This window comes from Flavobacterium sp. KACC 22758 (genome assembly GCF_028736135.1).
GTDB lineage: Bacteria > Bacteroidota > Bacteroidia > Flavobacteriales > Flavobacteriaceae > Flavobacterium > Flavobacterium johnsoniae.
The window spans coordinates 2,895,038-2,913,292 of record NZ_CP117878.1 but is presented as its reverse complement, the minus strand read 5'-3'; the positions used below and the strand labels follow the sequence as shown (position 1 = coordinate 2,913,292).

The following is an 18,255-nucleotide window of genomic DNA, read 5'->3' as shown; positions in this document are numbered from 1 at the left end:
AATTTTAACCAGTTGAAAGTGAAATAGCATTTGATCTCATTTAATCATTTCGCTATACGAACCAAAATTAGAAGTTGTAAATAAACCCTGAAAGCGATCATTACCGTTAGTAGGGGTATTTTTTGAATAACTAACTATCTAAAATATCTGTAACTAAAAGCCGGAAGAAATTCAAGGCTTTTGCTTTTAATATATATGATAAATTATATAAAAATTTTAATTAGAAGGTTACACAAGTATATCACTCCCAAAATTTTTATTTTACGTAATGGTTCTCTAAGATCATGACTGACCACACTTGCAAAATGCATCAAATCATTATTTGATCGTTTTAATTCATCTGTACGGCTGTCAACCTGTTTTTTTAATTCTTCTTCAAATTCCCTCTGCTCTTGTATATCCTGGATAATTCCAATTATGGTTTTTGGCTTGCCATCGTCATCCGCTATAATCTTACCGTTAATTTTTGCCCAGCGCTCACCATTATCCTTAATAATTCTGGCCTCATAGCTTATTTTGCCGGTTGTTTTAGCTTCTTCATGTGCTTTTTCACGTACTGTCAGGTCATCAGGATGAAGTTTTTCAATTAAATCTTCAATAGTTAATGGGGTGTCAATCGAGCATATAGCATCGAAGTTTCCAGATGTTTTAATTTCTTTTGTAGTAAGATCTATTTCATAACTTCCTATTCCGCACCAGTCAATAGCCATTTTAAGTCTTTCATTCGAGTTTTGTACTTCTTCTTTTGCTAGTTGAAAATCGGTTACATCAGTGCCGGTATTCACTACACCATACACATTTCCATCATTATCAAACAGAGGAATAAAACTATAATTAAAATAATGTTCTTTCATTATTCCTTCTATTACCAGATCTACTTTTCTGCCAATAGCATGAAAGGGTATTCCAGTTTTAAGCACACTTAATGCCTGATCCAAAATCTGTTGTTTTTCAATTTCGGGTACTATGTCGAGGTAGTTTTTTCCAATTACATTATTTCCTTTGCCGTAAGTTTTGATCATTGCGGCATTGGCTAGTTCAATTTTTAGATTATCTCCCACATACACCCCAATGGGCAGTGGTATAGAGTCAATTATATTTTGTAAAAGGCTTGGATATTGATGCATGAGGGGTTAGGTTTTATTCAGTATAGTTATTAAGCGAATCTATTGTTTCTTAAAGGTTTTAAGTTACATCGTTTCAATATAAAGTATTACAATTCCAATAATTACTACCTTGATTTTTGGTTTGGTATTTTTATGCAGATTATAAGCTGCCTGATTTAAGTATATAAAGTACTACTTCATTCAATACATTTTTATATGTGCTTGTTTTGCATTTAAACTCTTCTATTCCAAAGTTTAGAAATGATTATCTTCTATTCTTTCTTTATAAAGCTTTTTTATCAGCTCAGTGAAGCGCAAATGGTATCCAAAATCTTCCAAGGAGTACATTATTCAAGCTTTTAATCCGATCCGGTTTACGATCGGAAGATTTGCTGTCTTATTGTTTTAATGTTTACATTTTTTTGATGAATTATGAGTTAAAATCAAGCTGATCAAAGCTAAGTTAAATAAAATAGTTTTTAATTTGTTTAATATTTTTTAAAAATTATTAAACAAAGAATATCTTTAACACTACGATATCATGTTAGTTGAAATTGACATGTGTTTTATTTATTATTTAGTAAGAAATATCTTTTTTTTCTTAAAAACAGATTATAACTAATGGTGCTGGTTTCAAAAAGGGCTGTTGCATTGACAAGAAAAAAAACATGTAAACAAGCAATATACCATTGCTGGAATTTGGGAGATAGGCTGAAAAATGGGATTGTATTATGCTGGTTGACTGTGTCATTTACACTTATTCATCGGTAAGATTTTTGGAGTTGCAGCAAGAAGAGGAAGAGCACATAAAACTGATACCTTTGGGATATACGCAAGATTTCTGGTGGGTATATGCCAATAAAAAGGAAGTTAAAATGATTTTATATGCCGAAATGAAACTTCGGGGAGAAGCTTGGCAGGGATTTAAAATAATGAATAGTACTGCGTATCAGACTACTGCTTTTAGACCACGGAGACTTATGTTAAAGTAGACTGGCATGGTCTTCCCATTTAATGGATTTATTTTTAATGGAAAGCTTAAAAAAAACTAATTTAGGAATACATAGCGTATAACAGATCTGACTAGTTTAAATAAAAAAGCATCTGTTTAAACAGATGCTTTACAAATTCGTTCTATAGTATGTTATGCTATGGTTACGTTTACTGCGTTTGGACCTTTGCGGCCTTCTTGTATGTCATATCGAACTAAGTCGTTTTCACGAATGTTTTCTGATAGACCTGAAACATGAACAAAAACTTCGTTCCCACCATTATTTGGTGTAATAAATCCGAATCCTTTTTCTTCATTGAAAAATTTTACTGTACCTTCTTGCATCTTAAATATTTAATGTTGGTCAAATGTAGTCCATTAAAAAGTAGTAAGTTAGAAAATAATTTTTAATTATGCTTTTATTAACGTTTAGCACTATAAATCCTTGTCTCTTAAACTCCTGCATGAGAGTGAGAAAGTATTTTTTAACTTATATTTCTTCTATCAACCGTTGTAATGAAAAATCCGTCATATAGTTTTTTACACCTGGCTGATAGAACAAAGAACTCTGAATATATACGTTTGAATAAATTTAACAGGCAGTACTAAACCAGTTTTTCGTTTCTCTATTTGCCGATGCAAAAATTAGCGAAGATATTTCCTAATAATTCGTCATTAGAGACCTGACCTGTGATAAGTCCGAATTGATATAAGGCTTCTTTAATATCAAGTGCAATTAAGTCACTTGAAAGATTAGTTTCAAGACCAAATTTTACTTTTTGTATTTCATCTAAAGCTTTCAATAAAGAGTCATAATGTCTTGTATTGGTAACAATTGTTTCATTATTTCGTAATGCTCCAGTATTTACAAATGATAATAATTCGTTCTTTAATTCTTCAACTCCAATTTTTTGTTTTGCCGAAATTAATAGAAGTTTCGCATTTAAATTTGCAAGCTTTTGTGTAATATTTAAAACTTCTTCTTCAGATAAAATATCCTTTTTATTGACCACAATAATCAAAGGTTTTAAAGGATATTTGTTTTTAATTTGTTCAATTTCCGAAACAAATTCAGAACTCGATGCTTTAAATTTTAAACCATCAAACAAATAAATAACAACTTGTGCCTGATCTATTTTTTCGAAAGTTTTCTTGATTCCAATACTTTCTACAACATCTTTCGTTTCGCGTATTCCGGCTGTATCAATAAATCTAAAACCAATACCGCCAATAACAAGCTCGTCTTCAATTGTATCGCGGGTTGTCCCGGCAATGTCAGAAACAATCGCTCGCTCTTCATTTAATAAAGCATTTAATAAAGTCGATTTACCAACATTCGGCTCACCAACAATAGCAACCGGGATTCCGTTTTTAATAACATTTCCAACTGCAAATGAATCAATTAAGCGTTTTAAGACAAATTCAATTCTGTTTAATAATTCATGAAACTGAGTTCTGTCGGCAAATTCCACATCTTCCTCTGCAAAGTCCAATTCAAGTTCAATCAAAGAAGCAAAATTTAAAAGCTCTTCTCGCAATTTGGCAATTTCATTGCTGAAACCGCCTCGCATTTGCTGCATGGCAATTTGGTGTGAAGCTTCATTATCAGATGAAATTAAATCTGCAACAGCTTCTGCCTGAGATAAATCTAACTTCCCATTTAAGAAAGCTCTTAAAGTAAATTCACCGGCATCGGCCATTCTGCAGCCTTTTCTCAATAATAATTGAATAATCTGCTGCTGAATATATGTAGATCCGTGACATGAAATTTCTATTGTATCTTCTCCAGTATACGAATTAGGGCCTTTAAAAACAGAAACCAAAACTTCATCAAGTGTTTTTCCGTTGTCAACAATATGGCCCAAATGCAAAGTATGCGTTTTTTGCTTCGTTAAGTCTTTGTTTTTGATAGATTTAAAAACAGAATTTCCTATTGAAACAGCTTCAGCGCCCGAAATACGAATAACAGCAATAGCTCCAGCTCCTGATGGAGTAGCTAATGCAACTATAGAATCTTGATTTATCATGCTGCAAAGGTATGAAAAAAGCAGAAAATTGTAAAGTCTTAATAACCGTCAGTTTGATAAGATTCTCTACACAAAATAGTGTTTTATTAAGAAAAAATTAAGTGTTAAATTCCTGATAATTATCAGTTCAATTTGTTTTTAGAATGATTAAATTTGAGTAACAAACCTAAAATCTCAACAAAATGAAAAAGATATTATTCCCCACAGATTTCTCTGAAGCAGCAACAAATGCGTTTGTGCATGCTTTAGAATTTGCGAAAATTGTCAAAGCCGAACTTGTTTTATTACACACATTTGAGATTCCGGTTTATGACAGCCAGTTTTTTCCAGAAAATTATGCGTCGATATACAGTTCTATAGAATTGGCAAAATTTGAAATGTTTAAAGACGAAATTCCAAAACTGCGCGCTATTGCAGCAGAACGTAAATTGGATGATATTGTAATAAAGCACCGTTTAATGGACGGCGACTTAATTTATAACCTAAGAAATGCAGTAGAAGAAGATCAGATTGACTTTGTTATTATGGGTACAACTGGTGTTTCAGACTGGACAAAGTTCTTTACAGGATCTAATACAAATTCAGTTATTTCAGAAGTTAAAGTTCCCGTTTTATGTGTACCGGTAGATGCTAAATTCAAGAAAATCAAAACCATAGGTTTTACAACAAGATATCGTGAAAAAGACAAAGCCGAACTTAAAAAAGTGCTGAAAATTGCTAAAAAAACAGACGCAAAAGTCAAAAGCCTTTATGTTAAAACTTCAAGCACAGATGTTTCTGATGCAACAATTAAAGAGTGGGAAAGAGAGTTTGCAAATGATAATGTAGAATTCCTGGTTCTGCCAAGCGATGAAGTTAAAGAAACTATTCTTGATTTTATTCTTTACAAGGACATTGACATCCTGACTACAATTACGCACAAAAGATCTTTCTTTGAAGGGATTTTTGATTCTAGTTTTAGCCAGAAAATTACAAAAGAGGTTTCTATTCCAGTATTGATAATGCATGAGAATTAAATTCTGCTGTAAATGAATAGCTTTTTTGAAAGTGTAAAACCTATATTTGTATTTCATTAAATTTTAAAAATGGAAGTATATTTAAGCAAGGTCAGGCAGTATTCAAAAATATTTACTCAAATCAACAAAAGATACAACAGCATAAGTCTTTTAAGACTATTAAGCATATTTTTTTGTTTGTTTATGTTGTTTTACTACATCAAAACCAATGAAGCTTTATATGCCTTATCTGCTTTTTTATCTTTTGTTGGTTTTCTTTTTTTAATGAGAATCCATTCAAAACTTTCTTTCCAGAAAGAATTGACAAAAGCTGTTTTAAAAATCAATGAAGATGAAATAGCATATTTAAAAAGAGAAAAACTTCCTTTTGAAAACGGAATTGAATTTAATCATTTTCATCATCCTTATGCTTACGATTTAGATATTTTTGGAGAACATTCCTTATTCCAAAATTTAAACAGAACAGCTACTTTTATTGGCAAAAAAACATTAGCGAATAAATTATTAAATCTATTTTCTAATGAAACAATTCTTGAAAATCAGGAAGCCATAAACGAATTAAAAACTAAAATAGACTGGCGTCAGGATTTTGAAGCTCTTGCAATTGTCAGTACTGACAGTAAGAATTCGTATAACTCATTAATTCATTGGATTTCATTTAAAAATAATTCTTTATCTAAAGTTTTAATTGCACTGTCAATTATTCTTCCAACTCTATTTTTTGGTTTTGTAATTGCTTATTTTATCACTTCAAAAGCAATTATTCTTTCCTATGTAACTTATATTTTTATTTTCAATTTAATTGTTTTGGGAAGATCACTAAAGCGAATTCAATCTGAAATTGCTAAAGCTGATAATATCGATAAAACCATAAAACAATATAGTTTATTGGTTCAGAAAATTGAACTTGAAAAATTTGAATCTAAAAAGCTGATTGAACTGCAAAAACAGCTGGTTTCTAAAAATGCTTCTGCCAGTTCTCATTTAAAACAGCTGTCAGAATTGTTTTCAAGAATGGAGACTATCAACAATTTTGTTACTGCGACTTTGTTTAACGGATCTTTTTTGTTTAATCTGCACGTTTTAAAGGCTCTTTTAAAATGGAAAGACAATTATGCGCATGAACTTGAAAAATGGATTAATATAATTGGCGAATTTGAAGCTTTAAACAGTTTAGCAAATCTATCGTATAATAACCCTGATTTTGTTTTTCCTGAAATCAATTCAGAATATAAAATAGGTTTTGAAAACTTAAGCCATCCATTATTAAATCCGGCGGGCAGAGTAGGCAATGACACCTATTTTTACCCTCAGTCATTTATGATTTTAACCGGATCGAACATGTCTGGAAAAAGTACTTTTTTGAGAAGCTTAGGAATAAATATGGTTTTAGGCGGAATTGGATCAGTTATTTGTGCTTCAAAAGCTAACATACATCCACTTCCAGTTTTAGTTTCAATGCGATTATCCGATTCTTTAGCAGATAGTGAGTCGTATTTCTTTGCAGAAATTAAACGCTTAAAACAAATTATGGATGCTCTTGAAGAAGGTTCTGCTTTTGTTTTATTAGATGAAATTTTAAGGGGAACAAACTCTGATGATAAACGTAACGGCACTATTGAAGTAGTCAAAAAAGTAATTGCGAAAAACGCCATTGGTGCCATTGCAACGCATGATATAGAAGTCTGTTTGACTACAAACGAATATCCTGATATTCTAACCAATCAATGTTTTGAAGTAGAAATTCAAAATAACGAACTGCATTTTGATTATAAACTTCGCAGCGGCATCTGTCAGAATAGAAGCGCTACCTTCCTGATGCAGAAAATGGGAGTTATTTAGAATCTTAGAATGTAGATTTTAGAATTTAGATTTTAGAATTTAGATTTTAGAATTTAGATTTTAGAATTTAGATTTTTAAAAAAGGCCAAAAGAGTAATCATTATTCTTTTGGCCTTTTTTGTATTTACATATTTTATCAGTTTTTACTTATTCTGTAAAATAATGCCTTTAAAAAAAATGAAATTTTGAGACTTTTTTTGAAATATTCTACATTAAAAATAGATAAGAAACACATCAAAAACCTATCAAATCTGTATGAAAATCATAAAATCAATATTAAAAGTCAAAATGACAATAACTGATCAAAAACCTGTATTTACTGATTATTCTATTTTATTTTGGCAATAAAAAAACGATTTATTGAAAATAAATTTTACTAAAACGTTTTTGTAAGTTTCGTTTGCATATATTTGCGATGTACTAAAATATCCAATAATAAATTATTTACCAGATGAAAAAGATTACAATTAGAGATATTGCTAAACAAGCAGAAGTTTCTATTTCTACCGTGTCTTTTGTTATCAATGGTAAAGGAGAAAAAATGGCTATTAGTCCGGCTGTTATTAAAAAAGTTCAGGATGTTGCGCAGAAACTTCAATATAAGCCAAGTATGATTGCAAGCAGTTTACGAACTGGAAAAACAAGATCAATTGGGCTTATTGTAGAAGATATTTCTAATCAGTTTTTTGCTGATTTGGCAAGAGTTATCGAAGATGAAGCCAAAAATATTAACTACAGGGTTTTTTATTGCAGTACAGGAGATGATAATGATCGTTCTGAAGAATTAGTGCAGAGTCTTTTGCAGGCAAATGTTGAAGGTTTTATTATTACCCCAACCCGAAATTTAGAAAAAACAATAAGCCAGCTTTTAAAATTGCAAAAACCGGTTGTGTTAATCGACAGGTATTTTGCAAACCAAAAAGTAAGTCATGTTGTAATGGATAATTATGAGGGATCTTACTCGGCTGTTAAATTTTTAATCAGCAAAGGACGCAAAAACATAGCTGTCGTAAATAATAAGTCTGGAATGATTCAGATGAAGTTACGTGAAAAAGGATATGTAGAAGCGCTTAAGGAGGAAGGAATTTATAATGAAAATTATACGCTGCTTTTAGATTATCATTCAAGTGAGAAAAGCAGAATTGAAGAAATTATAAATTTCTTTAATCATAACAAAGAAATAGATGCCGTTCTCTTTTGTGCAAACTATATGGGACTTGCGGGACTTCAGGCTTTTAGAACTTTAAATTATAAAATTCCCGATGATATTTCGGTTATCAGCTTTGATGACCATGACAGTTTTAAATTGCATACGCCGACAATTTCGGTTATTGCCCAGCCAATAGAAGACATTGCTGTAAAATCAATCCAGTTATTGATGAGCCAGATGACAAATTTTGAAGATTTTAAAATAGAAAAGGTTCTCAAAAAAGGAACTTTGATAATAAGAGAATCCGTTTAACCAACCGAATAACAAATTAAAATTTAGAAATGAAAAAAGTGGAGACTTTTTTTTAATCATTTCACTAAAACGATTTAGTAAATATTTTCCTTGATTTACTGCTGTTTACAGTTCGATAATTAAGGTGAGATATTTATTAAAAACCAAAACAGCCGCAATATTAAAATACTGATTGTGCTGTAATATTGAAAACAGAGTTCAAATTTTTATTAATTATTTAAAGCAAACACAAACACAAACAAACACAAAACGAAATCAAAACCAATAACCAAAAAAAATGCTTATGAAACGAATATTAGCAGTGTTAGGAGTGATATTGCTGAGCAGTTTAAGTGCTGCTGCGCAAAATCGATTAATAACCGGCATAGTTACAGATGCAGAGAACAAGGGAATTGTTGCTGCATCAGTCGAGGTTCAAGGAAAACCATTTAGTGCTATTACAGACGCCGAAGGGCGATTTAAAATGAATGTTCCAGAAGGAAAAGTTACCCTTAATGTATCTTCTATAGGTTTTCAGTCAAAACTGGTAGTACTTCAGGAAAAAGAGATTAGAGTTGCTGTGACATTAGTAGAAACTACACAGGAATTAAAAGATGTTGTTGTAACTTCATTTGGAGTTAAAAAACAAAAGAAAAGTTTAGGTTACGCAGTTGGAGAGCTTAAGGGCGAAGACCTGACAAAAAATAAAGAAATTAACTTAGGAAACGCACTTCAGGGCAAAATTGCCGGGGTAAACGTTTCGGCGCCGGTTACGGGACCATCTGGTTCAAGCCGAGTTGTAATTCGTGGAGCTACTTCGGCATCAGGACTTAACCAGCCTTTGTATGTTGTAGACGGAATTCCAATTGACAACACACAGCAGGGAAATGCAGGAATGTGGGGTGGAGCTGATAAAGGAGATGGTATGTCTTCTTTCAATCCAGATGATATTGCTTCGATGTCTGTTTTAAAAGGTAGTGCCGCTTCTGCTCTTTATGGGTATAGAGGATCAAACGGTGTTATCTTAATTACAACTAAAAAAGGTAAAAACGGAACGGGAATTGGAGTAGATTTCAGTACAAATTCAACTTTTAATACACCAGTAAGTCTTTTAAAATGGCAGGATCAATATGGTGCTGGAGCTCCAAATGCGAGCGGTGTGCCAACCAGATTCACTAATTTACAAGAACTTAGAGATTCTTACTATTTTGCTTGGGGAGATAAATATGATGGAACGCCTTCATTATCTCTAGACGGTGCTACAAGACCGTATCAGGCTTATGGGAAAGATAATGTTGAGAATTTCTACAGAACCGGATATTCTTTCAGTAACACTTTGGCAATTTCTGGCGGAAATGAAACAACAAATTTCAGATTGTCTTTTGGAAACACTAAAGACGAATCGATCATGCCGGAAACTACTTTTGGAAGAAACAACGTAGCTTTGAGTTTAAACTCAGCTCCAAATAAAAAAATCAGCATCGAGACAAATGCTCAATACATTTCTGAGAAAAGTCATAACCGTCCATACTTAAATGATTCGCCAAGAAACCCATCTTTCCCAACTACTTTTATGACTCCGGGTACAGATATTAGATGGTTAAGTAATCCTTATGATGCAAATGGAGGAGAAGAAGATTATTTAGGAGCAAACGTATATCATACAAATCCTTACTTTGCTACAAAATCGCCGCTAAACGATGATTTAAGAAAGCGTTTTATTGGTTCTGCAAAAGTAAATTATAACATTACAGATAAAATTTATGCTAAAGCTGTTATTGGTATTGATGATATCAATTATGAATATACTGAAATTGAACCTACCGGAATAAATTACAGTCCAGGAGGATCAATTGAAAACAGAATAGAAACTCGTTCTGAGGTAAATGCTTCCGGTTTCTTAGGTTACAGAGGAGATATCGCTAAAAATATTTCGTTAGATGCTTTTGTTGGTGCAAACCGTCAGCATAACCGATACAGCGGCATTAAAATGAAAGGAAACAACTTTATTGTTCCATTTAAATATTTCTACGGAAATACACAGCCTGATAAAACTGAGAAATTATTTTCAGAAAGCGAAGTAAACTCTCTTTTCTATTCTGCAGATATTGGGTACAAAGATTTCTTATATCTAAGTTTAACAGGACGTGAAGATTGGTTTTCAACTTTAGATCCGTCAAATAACAGTACTTTTTATCCTTCTGTAAGTTCAAGTTTTATTTATTCTGAAGTTATAGGTCTTCCTGAGTGGATTTCTTATGGTAAGATTAGAGCAGGCTGGGGTAACGTTGGAGGTGCACTTCCAGAAGCTTATGCTTTAGCATTGACTTATATTACGCCAGACGGACAGACGGATTCTTTAGGACAGCCAATTTTGGGTGTAAATGGAGAAACAATTCCGAACAGAACTTTAAAACCATACAACGTAAGCACAATTGAGTTTGGTTTCGAGAATACATTTTTCAACAACAGAGTAAGTACAGATTTGACTTTCTACAGCAAAAAAACAACGAACGATATTACAGATGCCGATGTTTCTCAAGCTTCAGGATATAGAACTACAAAAATCAATGTTGGAGAAATCCTAAACAAAGGGGTGGAGTTTGCTATTAATGTAAAAGCAGTTAAGACAGAAAATTTCTCTTGGAATGTAGGCTATAATTTTGCTTATAACGATAGTGAAGTTTTGAATCTTTCAGATAAAATCACAACTAAATCATTAGAAGGAAACAGAGACGGTAGAGCTTCTGTAGTTTTAGAAAAAGGACAGCCTTTTGGTGTTATTAAGGCTTATGATTATTTAAGAGATGCTCAGGGAAATATTGTTCTGGATACAAACGGAAAATTCTTAAGAGGAAATTTAATTATTGCGGGTCAAGGTGTAGCGCCAACATCAATGGGGCTTTCAAATGATTTTTCATATAAAAATTTCACACTTTCTGTTTTTGTTGATGCTAAATTTGGAGGAGAAATCTATTCAGCTACAAATCAGTTAGGAACACGTTACGGATTATCCGATATTACACTTCCGGGCCGTGAAGGAGGAGTAGCAGTAAGCGGAAAAGATGTTAACGGAAACCCGGTTAACACAACAGTTTCGGCATACGATTATTGGAGAAGTTACAGCGATGTTACATCAAACTTTGTTTACGATGCTGATTTTGTTAAGCTTAGAGCAATTTCATTTGCTTACAACTTCCCAAAAACATATTTGCAAAAAACACCATTTCAGTCTGTAAGTTTATCATTCTCAGCTCATAATTTATGGACTATTTATGACAAAGTTCCAAACATTGATCCTGAGTCAAACTATTCAAATAGTAATGCTCAGGGTATGGAGAGAGCTTCAATGCCGTTGACAAGAAATTATGGTTTTGCACTTAATGTCAAATTCTAATACTTAAGAAAGATGAAAAATAGATATATAAAAATATTTTGTGCCGCAATTGTTAGTGCCATGACATTAGCTTCTTGCGACAAAGGATTCGAAGAAATGAATAAGAATCCAAATGCTTTAACAGATCCGGCTGTAAAATCAATGTTTACGCTTGCTGAGATTTATGTTGACGGGCAGGATTTTTCTAACACCAGAGGAAACAATTTATATGCAGCGCAAATCGTGCAGCAATTTTCTTCACTTGGCGGGCCAGGTTCAAAATACACGTATTCTTCTGAATATTCGGCAGCACTTTTTGGAGAAACGTATGGTAAAGGATTAAACCAAATTTTCCAGTTATTATCTGTAGTTGATAATACTCCGGAAAACACCAATATGATTCAGGCATTAAGAATCATGAAAGTTTTCTTGTTTCAAAAATTGACAGATACTTATGGTGAAGTTCCTTATTTTGAAGCTGGAAAAGGATATAACGGAAACGTATTTTCTCCTAAATATGATACGCAGGAAGCGATCTACAATGATCTTTTAAAAGAATTGGACGAAGCCGGAACAGCTCTTGATGCGACAAAACCATTTGTTGGCAATGCCGATTTGTATTACCAAAGTGATGTTGCAAGATGGAAAAAACTGGCAAACTCTTTAATGCTGCGTGTAGCAATGCGTTTGTCTAAAGTTAATCCTGCAAAAGCAAAAGAATTTGTAGAAAAAGCATATTCAAAAGGTGTTTTTACATCAAATGATGACAGTCTTGTTTTACAGCATGATGCAGGGCCTCCGGGAGTTAAAACCAATCCTATTACTTCGGCTTGGGTAAGAAATGATTTAAACGGAGGAGAATCTAATATTAAATTCAGTAAAACATTTATCGATTTATTGAAAAATACAAACGATCCTCGTTTAAGAATTTATGCGAAACTAGAGGCAACAGGAGATAACAATCCGGCAAGTCAGCAAGGTTTGGCAAATGATGCAAAAGAATTTCCGGGAGGAGATAAAAAACTTTTCTCAGACCCAAATACTTCTACAGTATTGCGTTATGATGCACCAACTTTAATCATGTCTTATGCAGAAGTTCAGTTTTTATTGGCTGAAGCTTCAGTAAAAGGATGGAGTGTGGGCGGATCGGCTCAGACTTATTATGATAATGGAGTAAGAGCGGCAATGAATATTTTAACCATTTTTGGAGATAAAGTACCTGCTGTTACGCCGGCAGAATACAACACCTATATCACAACTTATCCGTTTAAATCTGCAGGAACAGAAGCAGAAAAAATTGAACAGATTATTACTCAAAAATGGATCGTATTGTTATTCAACGGTTTTGAAGCATTCTCTGAATACAGAAGAACAGGCTATCCTGTATTAGTCCCTGTTAATGATCCAACTGGTGATACAAAAGGAACAATTCCTAGAAGGTTAATTTATGATCAGTCAGAACTTATCACAAATGAGGCTAATTATAAAGAAGCAATTCAACGTCAAGGTTTAGATTTAATGACCACAAGAATCTGGTGGGATAAATAATTTTTAAATTGGTTGGTTAGTTAAGATAAGTCGGGTACTGAGCATGCCCGGCTTATTTTTAAATCATTTAATTAAATGAACTTAAAAAGCATTTGAACCCTTATTTTGCAGTTTCAAATACCTTTTTTTTCGCATAAAACCAATACAGTTTCTGCTGAAAAAGATGGATTTATTTTCTGCATTTAAAAAAAAATCAAAATGCTGTATTTAAAGTTTATTTCAATTTAAAATGATCCATATCAAAACCAAAATAAAACCTAAGGCAGTGGTAAAGAAGATATTTCTAGTTGTATTTTGAGTTAATAACGAAAAATAAATTCTAAAGAGAAGGAATGATTTAGTACATCCTTTTCCTTCTCGAAACTGCCAATAGTCCGAATTACTTACCTTTTTACTAATTTTAGAAGGTATTAATATATTACTCAGTAAAATGAATTATCAAAATAAACTTCATTGTATAATGTCCCTTTGTCTGGCAGGTTTTACATCAATTGCCTTTGCACAAAAAATTGAATTAAAAAGTAATTGGACATATCGTGAAGAAAAAACACAAAAATGGTATACGGCCAGCGTTCCGGGAGAAATCCATACCGATTTGCTAAACAGCAAATTAATACCAGACCCATTTTACAGAGATAACGAAAAAAAACTGCAGTGGATCGAACGTAAAAACTGGGAATACAAAACTGCTTTTCAGGTTACGGCAAATATGCTGAAAAAGAAAAATACTGAATTAGTTTTTGACGGATTAGATACTTACGCAGCTGTTTATGTAAACAATCAGCTGGTTTTAAAAGCCGATAATATGTTCCGTCAATGGCGGGTTGATGTAAAAAAAGTCTTGAAATCAGGAAATAATGATTTACGAATCGTATTTCAATCGGCACAAAATGTGGTAGATTCATTGGCAAAAAAAGATTACCCATTTGTAATTCCAGACAATCCGCGTACTTATGTACGCAAAGCCCAATACCATTTTGGCTGGGATTGGGGACCAAAATTCACAACCTGCGGCATATGGAAAACACCAAGATTTGAAGCTTATGATGAAAAAGAACCTGAGAAACCGTATGTCTTAAATCGAAAAATCGAATTAATACAAGAGCCAGATAGTTTAGGCAGATCTTTCTATTTTAAAATTGATGGAAAACCAGTTTACATGAAAGGAGCCAATTATATTCCATCAGATGCTTTTCTTTCTAGAGTAGATAAAAAAGAATATGAAAAAATAGTTTTATCTGCCAAAGAAGCCAATATGAATATGCTTCGCGTTTGGGGCGGTGGTATTTACGAAGATGATTATTTCTACGATTTATGCGATAAATACGGCATAAATGTTTGGCAGGATTTTATGTTCGCTGGTACAATGGTTCCTGGAGACGATGCTTTTTTTGATAATGTAAAAAAAGAAGTTCAATATCAGGTAAAAAGGCTGCGTCATCATCCAAGTATTGTTTTATGGTGCGGCAACAACGAGTCTGATGAAGCCTTTAAAAACTGGGGCTGGATGAAAAAATTAAAAATTTCAAAGCAGGATTCCATTCGTTTGTGGAAAGATTACACACGTTTATTTCATGACAGTATTCCGAAATGGGTTAAAGAAGTCGATGGTAAACGTCCGTATTTAAGCTCTTCGCCATTATACCATTGGTCAAAACCTAAAAGTGTAACCGAAGGAGACAGCCATTATTGGGGAATCTGGTGGGGATTGGAAGATATTGAAGCGGTGCAGAAAAAAACGGGACGATTTGTAAGTGAATACGGAATGCTGTCGATGCCAAATTATTCGTCTTTAGAAGCATTTACTCTGCCTGAAGACCGATATTTATATTCGGATATAGTATTGGCGCATCAAAAATCAGGAAAAGGATTTGAAAAGCTGGATTCCTATTTGAACAGGTATTTTATCGATTCGGCTAAAATAAAAAATATAAGTTTAGAAGATTATACCTATTTAACGCAGTGTCTCCAATACTATGCTGTTAAAAATATCGCAGGCACGCATCGGTCTAAGGCGCCTTACAATATGGGAACTTTAATCTGGCAGTTAAACGACTGCTGGCCAACAGCAAGCTGGAGTATTACAGATTATTATAACCGCGAACCACGAGCTTCATGGTATGCCATACGAGAAGCGTACAGAGACGATATAAAGCCAGAAACTGATTTTATACACCCAAGAGATTTATCTTTAGAAGATCCAAAAATCAGCTGGGAAATAAAAGGAAATAACGTAATTATAAAAGCTCAGAAAATGGCAAAATACGTTTACATCTCGATGAAAGGATATAATGGAAAATGGAGTGATAATTATTTTGATCTAAATGCAGGAGAAGAAAAAATAATTTCGTTTGAAGGGAAAATAAAGAAGCCGGAAATTAAGATTTATTCTTTGTTTGAGGTTTTGCAAAGATACTAAGGAGCTAAGGTTCTAAGTTGCAAAGGTTTTTTGTAGGGACGCATCGCAGTGCGTCTAACATAGAAATTAAAAAAATAGCAGCGCCAATCAGTTTAATCCGTTTCATCAGCGGGCTAAACAATGCGCAATCAAAAATAAAAAATATATGAGAATAGTATTTAGTGGTTTCCTGGCTTTAAGTTTACTTTTTGCCAATCCAGCAGTTTCACAGCAAAAAAAGGGAAAACAAGCAGATGTAAATTATACACAATATGTCGATCCGCTTATTGGTTCGGCTGGGCATGGCCACGTATTTGTGGGTGCAAATGTTCCTTTTGGAGCTGTACAGCTGGGACCTGTAAATATTTTTGAAGGCTGGGATTGGTGCAGCGGGTATAATTATGCCAGTAATACTATTTTGGGCTTTACACACACACATTTAAGCGGAACCGGAATTGGAGATTTAAATGATATTTTGGTACTTCCTGTCAGCGGAAAAGTCGATTTGACCAAAGGAACAAAAGAAGATATGGTAAACGGTTACGGTTCGTATTTCTCTCATAAAAACGAAGTCGTAAAACCAGGATATTACAGTGTTTTATTAGATAAATATAAAGTTAAAGCCGAATTAACAGCCAGCGAAAGAGTCGGTTTTCATAAATATACTTTTGAAAACACAAACGATTCGCATATTTTAATTGATCTAGCCGATGGAATTGGCTGGGACAGACCCGTAAAAACGTTCATTAAAAAAATCAGCGAAACTAAAATTGAAGGCTATCGTTATTCGACAGGTTGGGCAGCAGATCAGCGCATTTATTTTGCAATGGAATTCTCTGAGCCAATCACAAGCATGATGGTTTATGACAGCACAGCGGTGGTTAAAGGAACAGAAGGTGAAGGCTTAAAAATAAAAGCTGTTTTAGATTTCAAAACCTTAAAAAATAAACAGATTCTGGTAAAAGTAGGGATTTCTCCAGTTAGCACAGAAAATGCATCAGCCAATATAAAAGCAGAAATTCCGAATTGGGATTTTGAAGCGATTGTAAAACTGGCAGATTCAAAATGGAATAAAGAGTTAAATAAAGTTCAGATAAAAGCAGACGAAAAAACAATGAAAGTTTTCTACACTTCATTGTATCACACCATGTTTGCACCTTCTATTTTTAATGATGCGAACGGAGATTATCTTGGAACAGATAAAAAAGTCTACGAAAAAGCCAATTTTACCAATTACACTACTTTTTCACTTTGGGATACTTACCGCGGACTGCATCCATTGTATACCATTACGCAGCCTGAAAAAATCAATGATATTGTAAAATCGTTTTTAGCGATTTACCAGCAGCAGGGCAGATTGCCGGTTTGGCACTTAATGGGCAATGAAACCAATACAATGAACGGAAACCATTCTATAGCTGTTATTGTCGATGCTTATTTAAAAGGATATCGTGATTATGACGTCAATTTAGCATACGAAGCCATTAAAAAAACGGCCATGCAGACGCGTGACGGAATGGATTATGTTCAAAAACTCGAATATATTCCTGCTGATAAACTATTAGAATCTGTTGGAAATGCTTTAGAATATGCCATAGATGATTATTGCATCGCTTTGATGGCGAAATCTTTAAACAAAACAGACGATTATAATTATTTCACCAAAAGAGCCAATTTATACAAGCTCTATTTTGATAAAGAAACCACTTTTATGCGTGGTAAATTGGCAAATGGAAATTGGAGAACGCCATTTAATCCGCTTTCATCAGCGCATCGTAAAGACGATTATGTGGAAGGAAATGCATGGCAGTACACTTGGCTGGTTCCTCAAGATCCGTACGGTTTAATCGATTTATTTGGAAGTGAAGACAAATTTATTGCAAAACTGGATTCGCTTTTCCTGCTCACTGATAAAGTAGAAGGAGAGGATGTTTCGCCAGATATCAGCGGTTTAATTGGTCAATACGCACATGGAAACGAGCCGAATCATCATATACCGTATTTGTATGCGTATGTCGGACAACCTTGGAAAACAGCCAAATTAATTAGAGAAATCGACGAGAAATTTTACTCAACAAAACCAGACGGATTGTGTGGTAATGAAGATTTAGGACAAATGTCGGCTTGGTATATTTTATCTTCTATGGGATTCTATTCGGTTAATCCGGCAAATGGAATTTATGTTTTGGGAAGTCCGCTCGTAAACAATGCTGTAATTCATCATAAAAAAGGGATTTCATTTATGATAAATGCTGTTGATAACAGTACTTCAAATATGTACATTCAAAAAGCAGAATATAACGGAAAGCCTTATACAAAATCATATATCACGCAAGAAATGATTGTAAAAGGCGGAGAGCTGAAATTATATATGGGAAGCAAACCGTCAATGACATTTGGAGTTAAGAAAGAGGACAGGCCTAATTGATTTTAGATTTTAGATTTAAGAAGTAAGACCATTCAGTTTCCTGCAAGGTTTTAAAACCTTATAGGTTAAAATTAAAGTTCAG

The 18,255-nt window shown here is 33.4% G+C and carries 10 protein-coding genes; 7 read left to right on the top strand and 3 right to left on the bottom strand.

Annotated features, from left to right (window positions below):
- Positions 1-203: 203 nt before the first annotated feature.
- From PQ462_RS12585 to mnmE, 3 genes are all read right to left on the bottom strand, one after another.
- Positions 204-1,127 (bottom strand): PAS domain-containing protein, encoded by a 924-nt coding sequence (locus PQ462_RS12585; RefSeq protein WP_274250194.1) that lies wholly within the window; start codon positions 1,125-1,127, stop codon positions 204-206.
- A gap of 1,123 nt (positions 1,128-2,250) precedes the next feature.
- Positions 2,251-2,442: a cold-shock protein gene (locus PQ462_RS12580; RefSeq protein WP_274250193.1), complete on the bottom strand. Its 192-nt coding sequence runs from the start codon at positions 2,440-2,442 to the stop codon at positions 2,251-2,253.
- Positions 2,443-2,723: 281 nt separating this feature from the next.
- Positions 2,724-4,124, bottom strand: a complete 1,401-nt coding sequence (gene mnmE, locus PQ462_RS12575; RefSeq protein ID WP_274250192.1) for a tRNA uridine-5-carboxymethylaminomethyl(34) synthesis GTPase MnmE — start codon at positions 4,122-4,124, stop codon at positions 2,724-2,726.
- Positions 4,125-4,306: 182 nt separating this feature from the next.
- Between mnmE and PQ462_RS12570 the strand changes: the two genes are divergently transcribed.
- The 7 genes from PQ462_RS12570 to PQ462_RS12540 all read left to right on the top strand — a co-directional run bounded on the left by PQ462_RS12570 (position 4,307) and on the right by PQ462_RS12540 (position 18,173).
- On the top strand, positions 4,307-5,140 hold the full coding sequence (locus PQ462_RS12570) for a universal stress protein (protein ID WP_012024769.1): 834 nt from the start codon (positions 4,307-4,309) through the stop codon (positions 5,138-5,140).
- Between the two features lie 69 nt (positions 5,141-5,209).
- Positions 5,210-6,982, top strand: coding sequence for a MutS-related protein (locus PQ462_RS12565; RefSeq protein ID WP_274250191.1), 1,773 nt, complete (start codon positions 5,210-5,212; stop codon positions 6,980-6,982).
- A 451-nt stretch (positions 6,983-7,433) separates the two neighbouring features.
- Positions 7,434-8,444, top strand: a complete 1,011-nt coding sequence (locus PQ462_RS12560; protein WP_274250190.1) for a LacI family DNA-binding transcriptional regulator — start codon at positions 7,434-7,436, stop codon at positions 8,442-8,444.
- Positions 8,445-8,727: 283 nt separating this feature from the next.
- Positions 8,728-11,820: a SusC/RagA family TonB-linked outer membrane protein gene (locus tag PQ462_RS12555; RefSeq protein WP_274250189.1), complete on the top strand. Its 3,093-nt coding sequence runs from the start codon at positions 8,728-8,730 to the stop codon at positions 11,818-11,820.
- Positions 11,821-11,832: 12 nt separating this feature from the next.
- Positions 11,833-13,347, top strand: a complete 1,515-nt coding sequence (locus PQ462_RS12550) for a SusD/RagB family nutrient-binding outer membrane lipoprotein (protein ID WP_274250188.1) — start codon at positions 11,833-11,835, stop codon at positions 13,345-13,347.
- 430 nt (positions 13,348-13,777) lie between these two features.
- Positions 13,778-15,766, top strand: a complete 1,989-nt coding sequence (locus tag PQ462_RS12545; RefSeq protein ID WP_274250187.1) for a glycoside hydrolase family 2 protein — start codon at positions 13,778-13,780, stop codon at positions 15,764-15,766.
- 145 nt (positions 15,767-15,911) lie between these two features.
- Positions 15,912-18,173 carry a GH92 family glycosyl hydrolase gene (locus tag PQ462_RS12540; RefSeq protein ID WP_274250186.1) on the top strand — a complete coding sequence of 754 codons (2,262 nt, stop codon included), beginning with the start codon at positions 15,912-15,914 and terminating at the stop codon, positions 18,171-18,173.
- Positions 18,174-18,255: the final 82 nt, after the last annotated feature.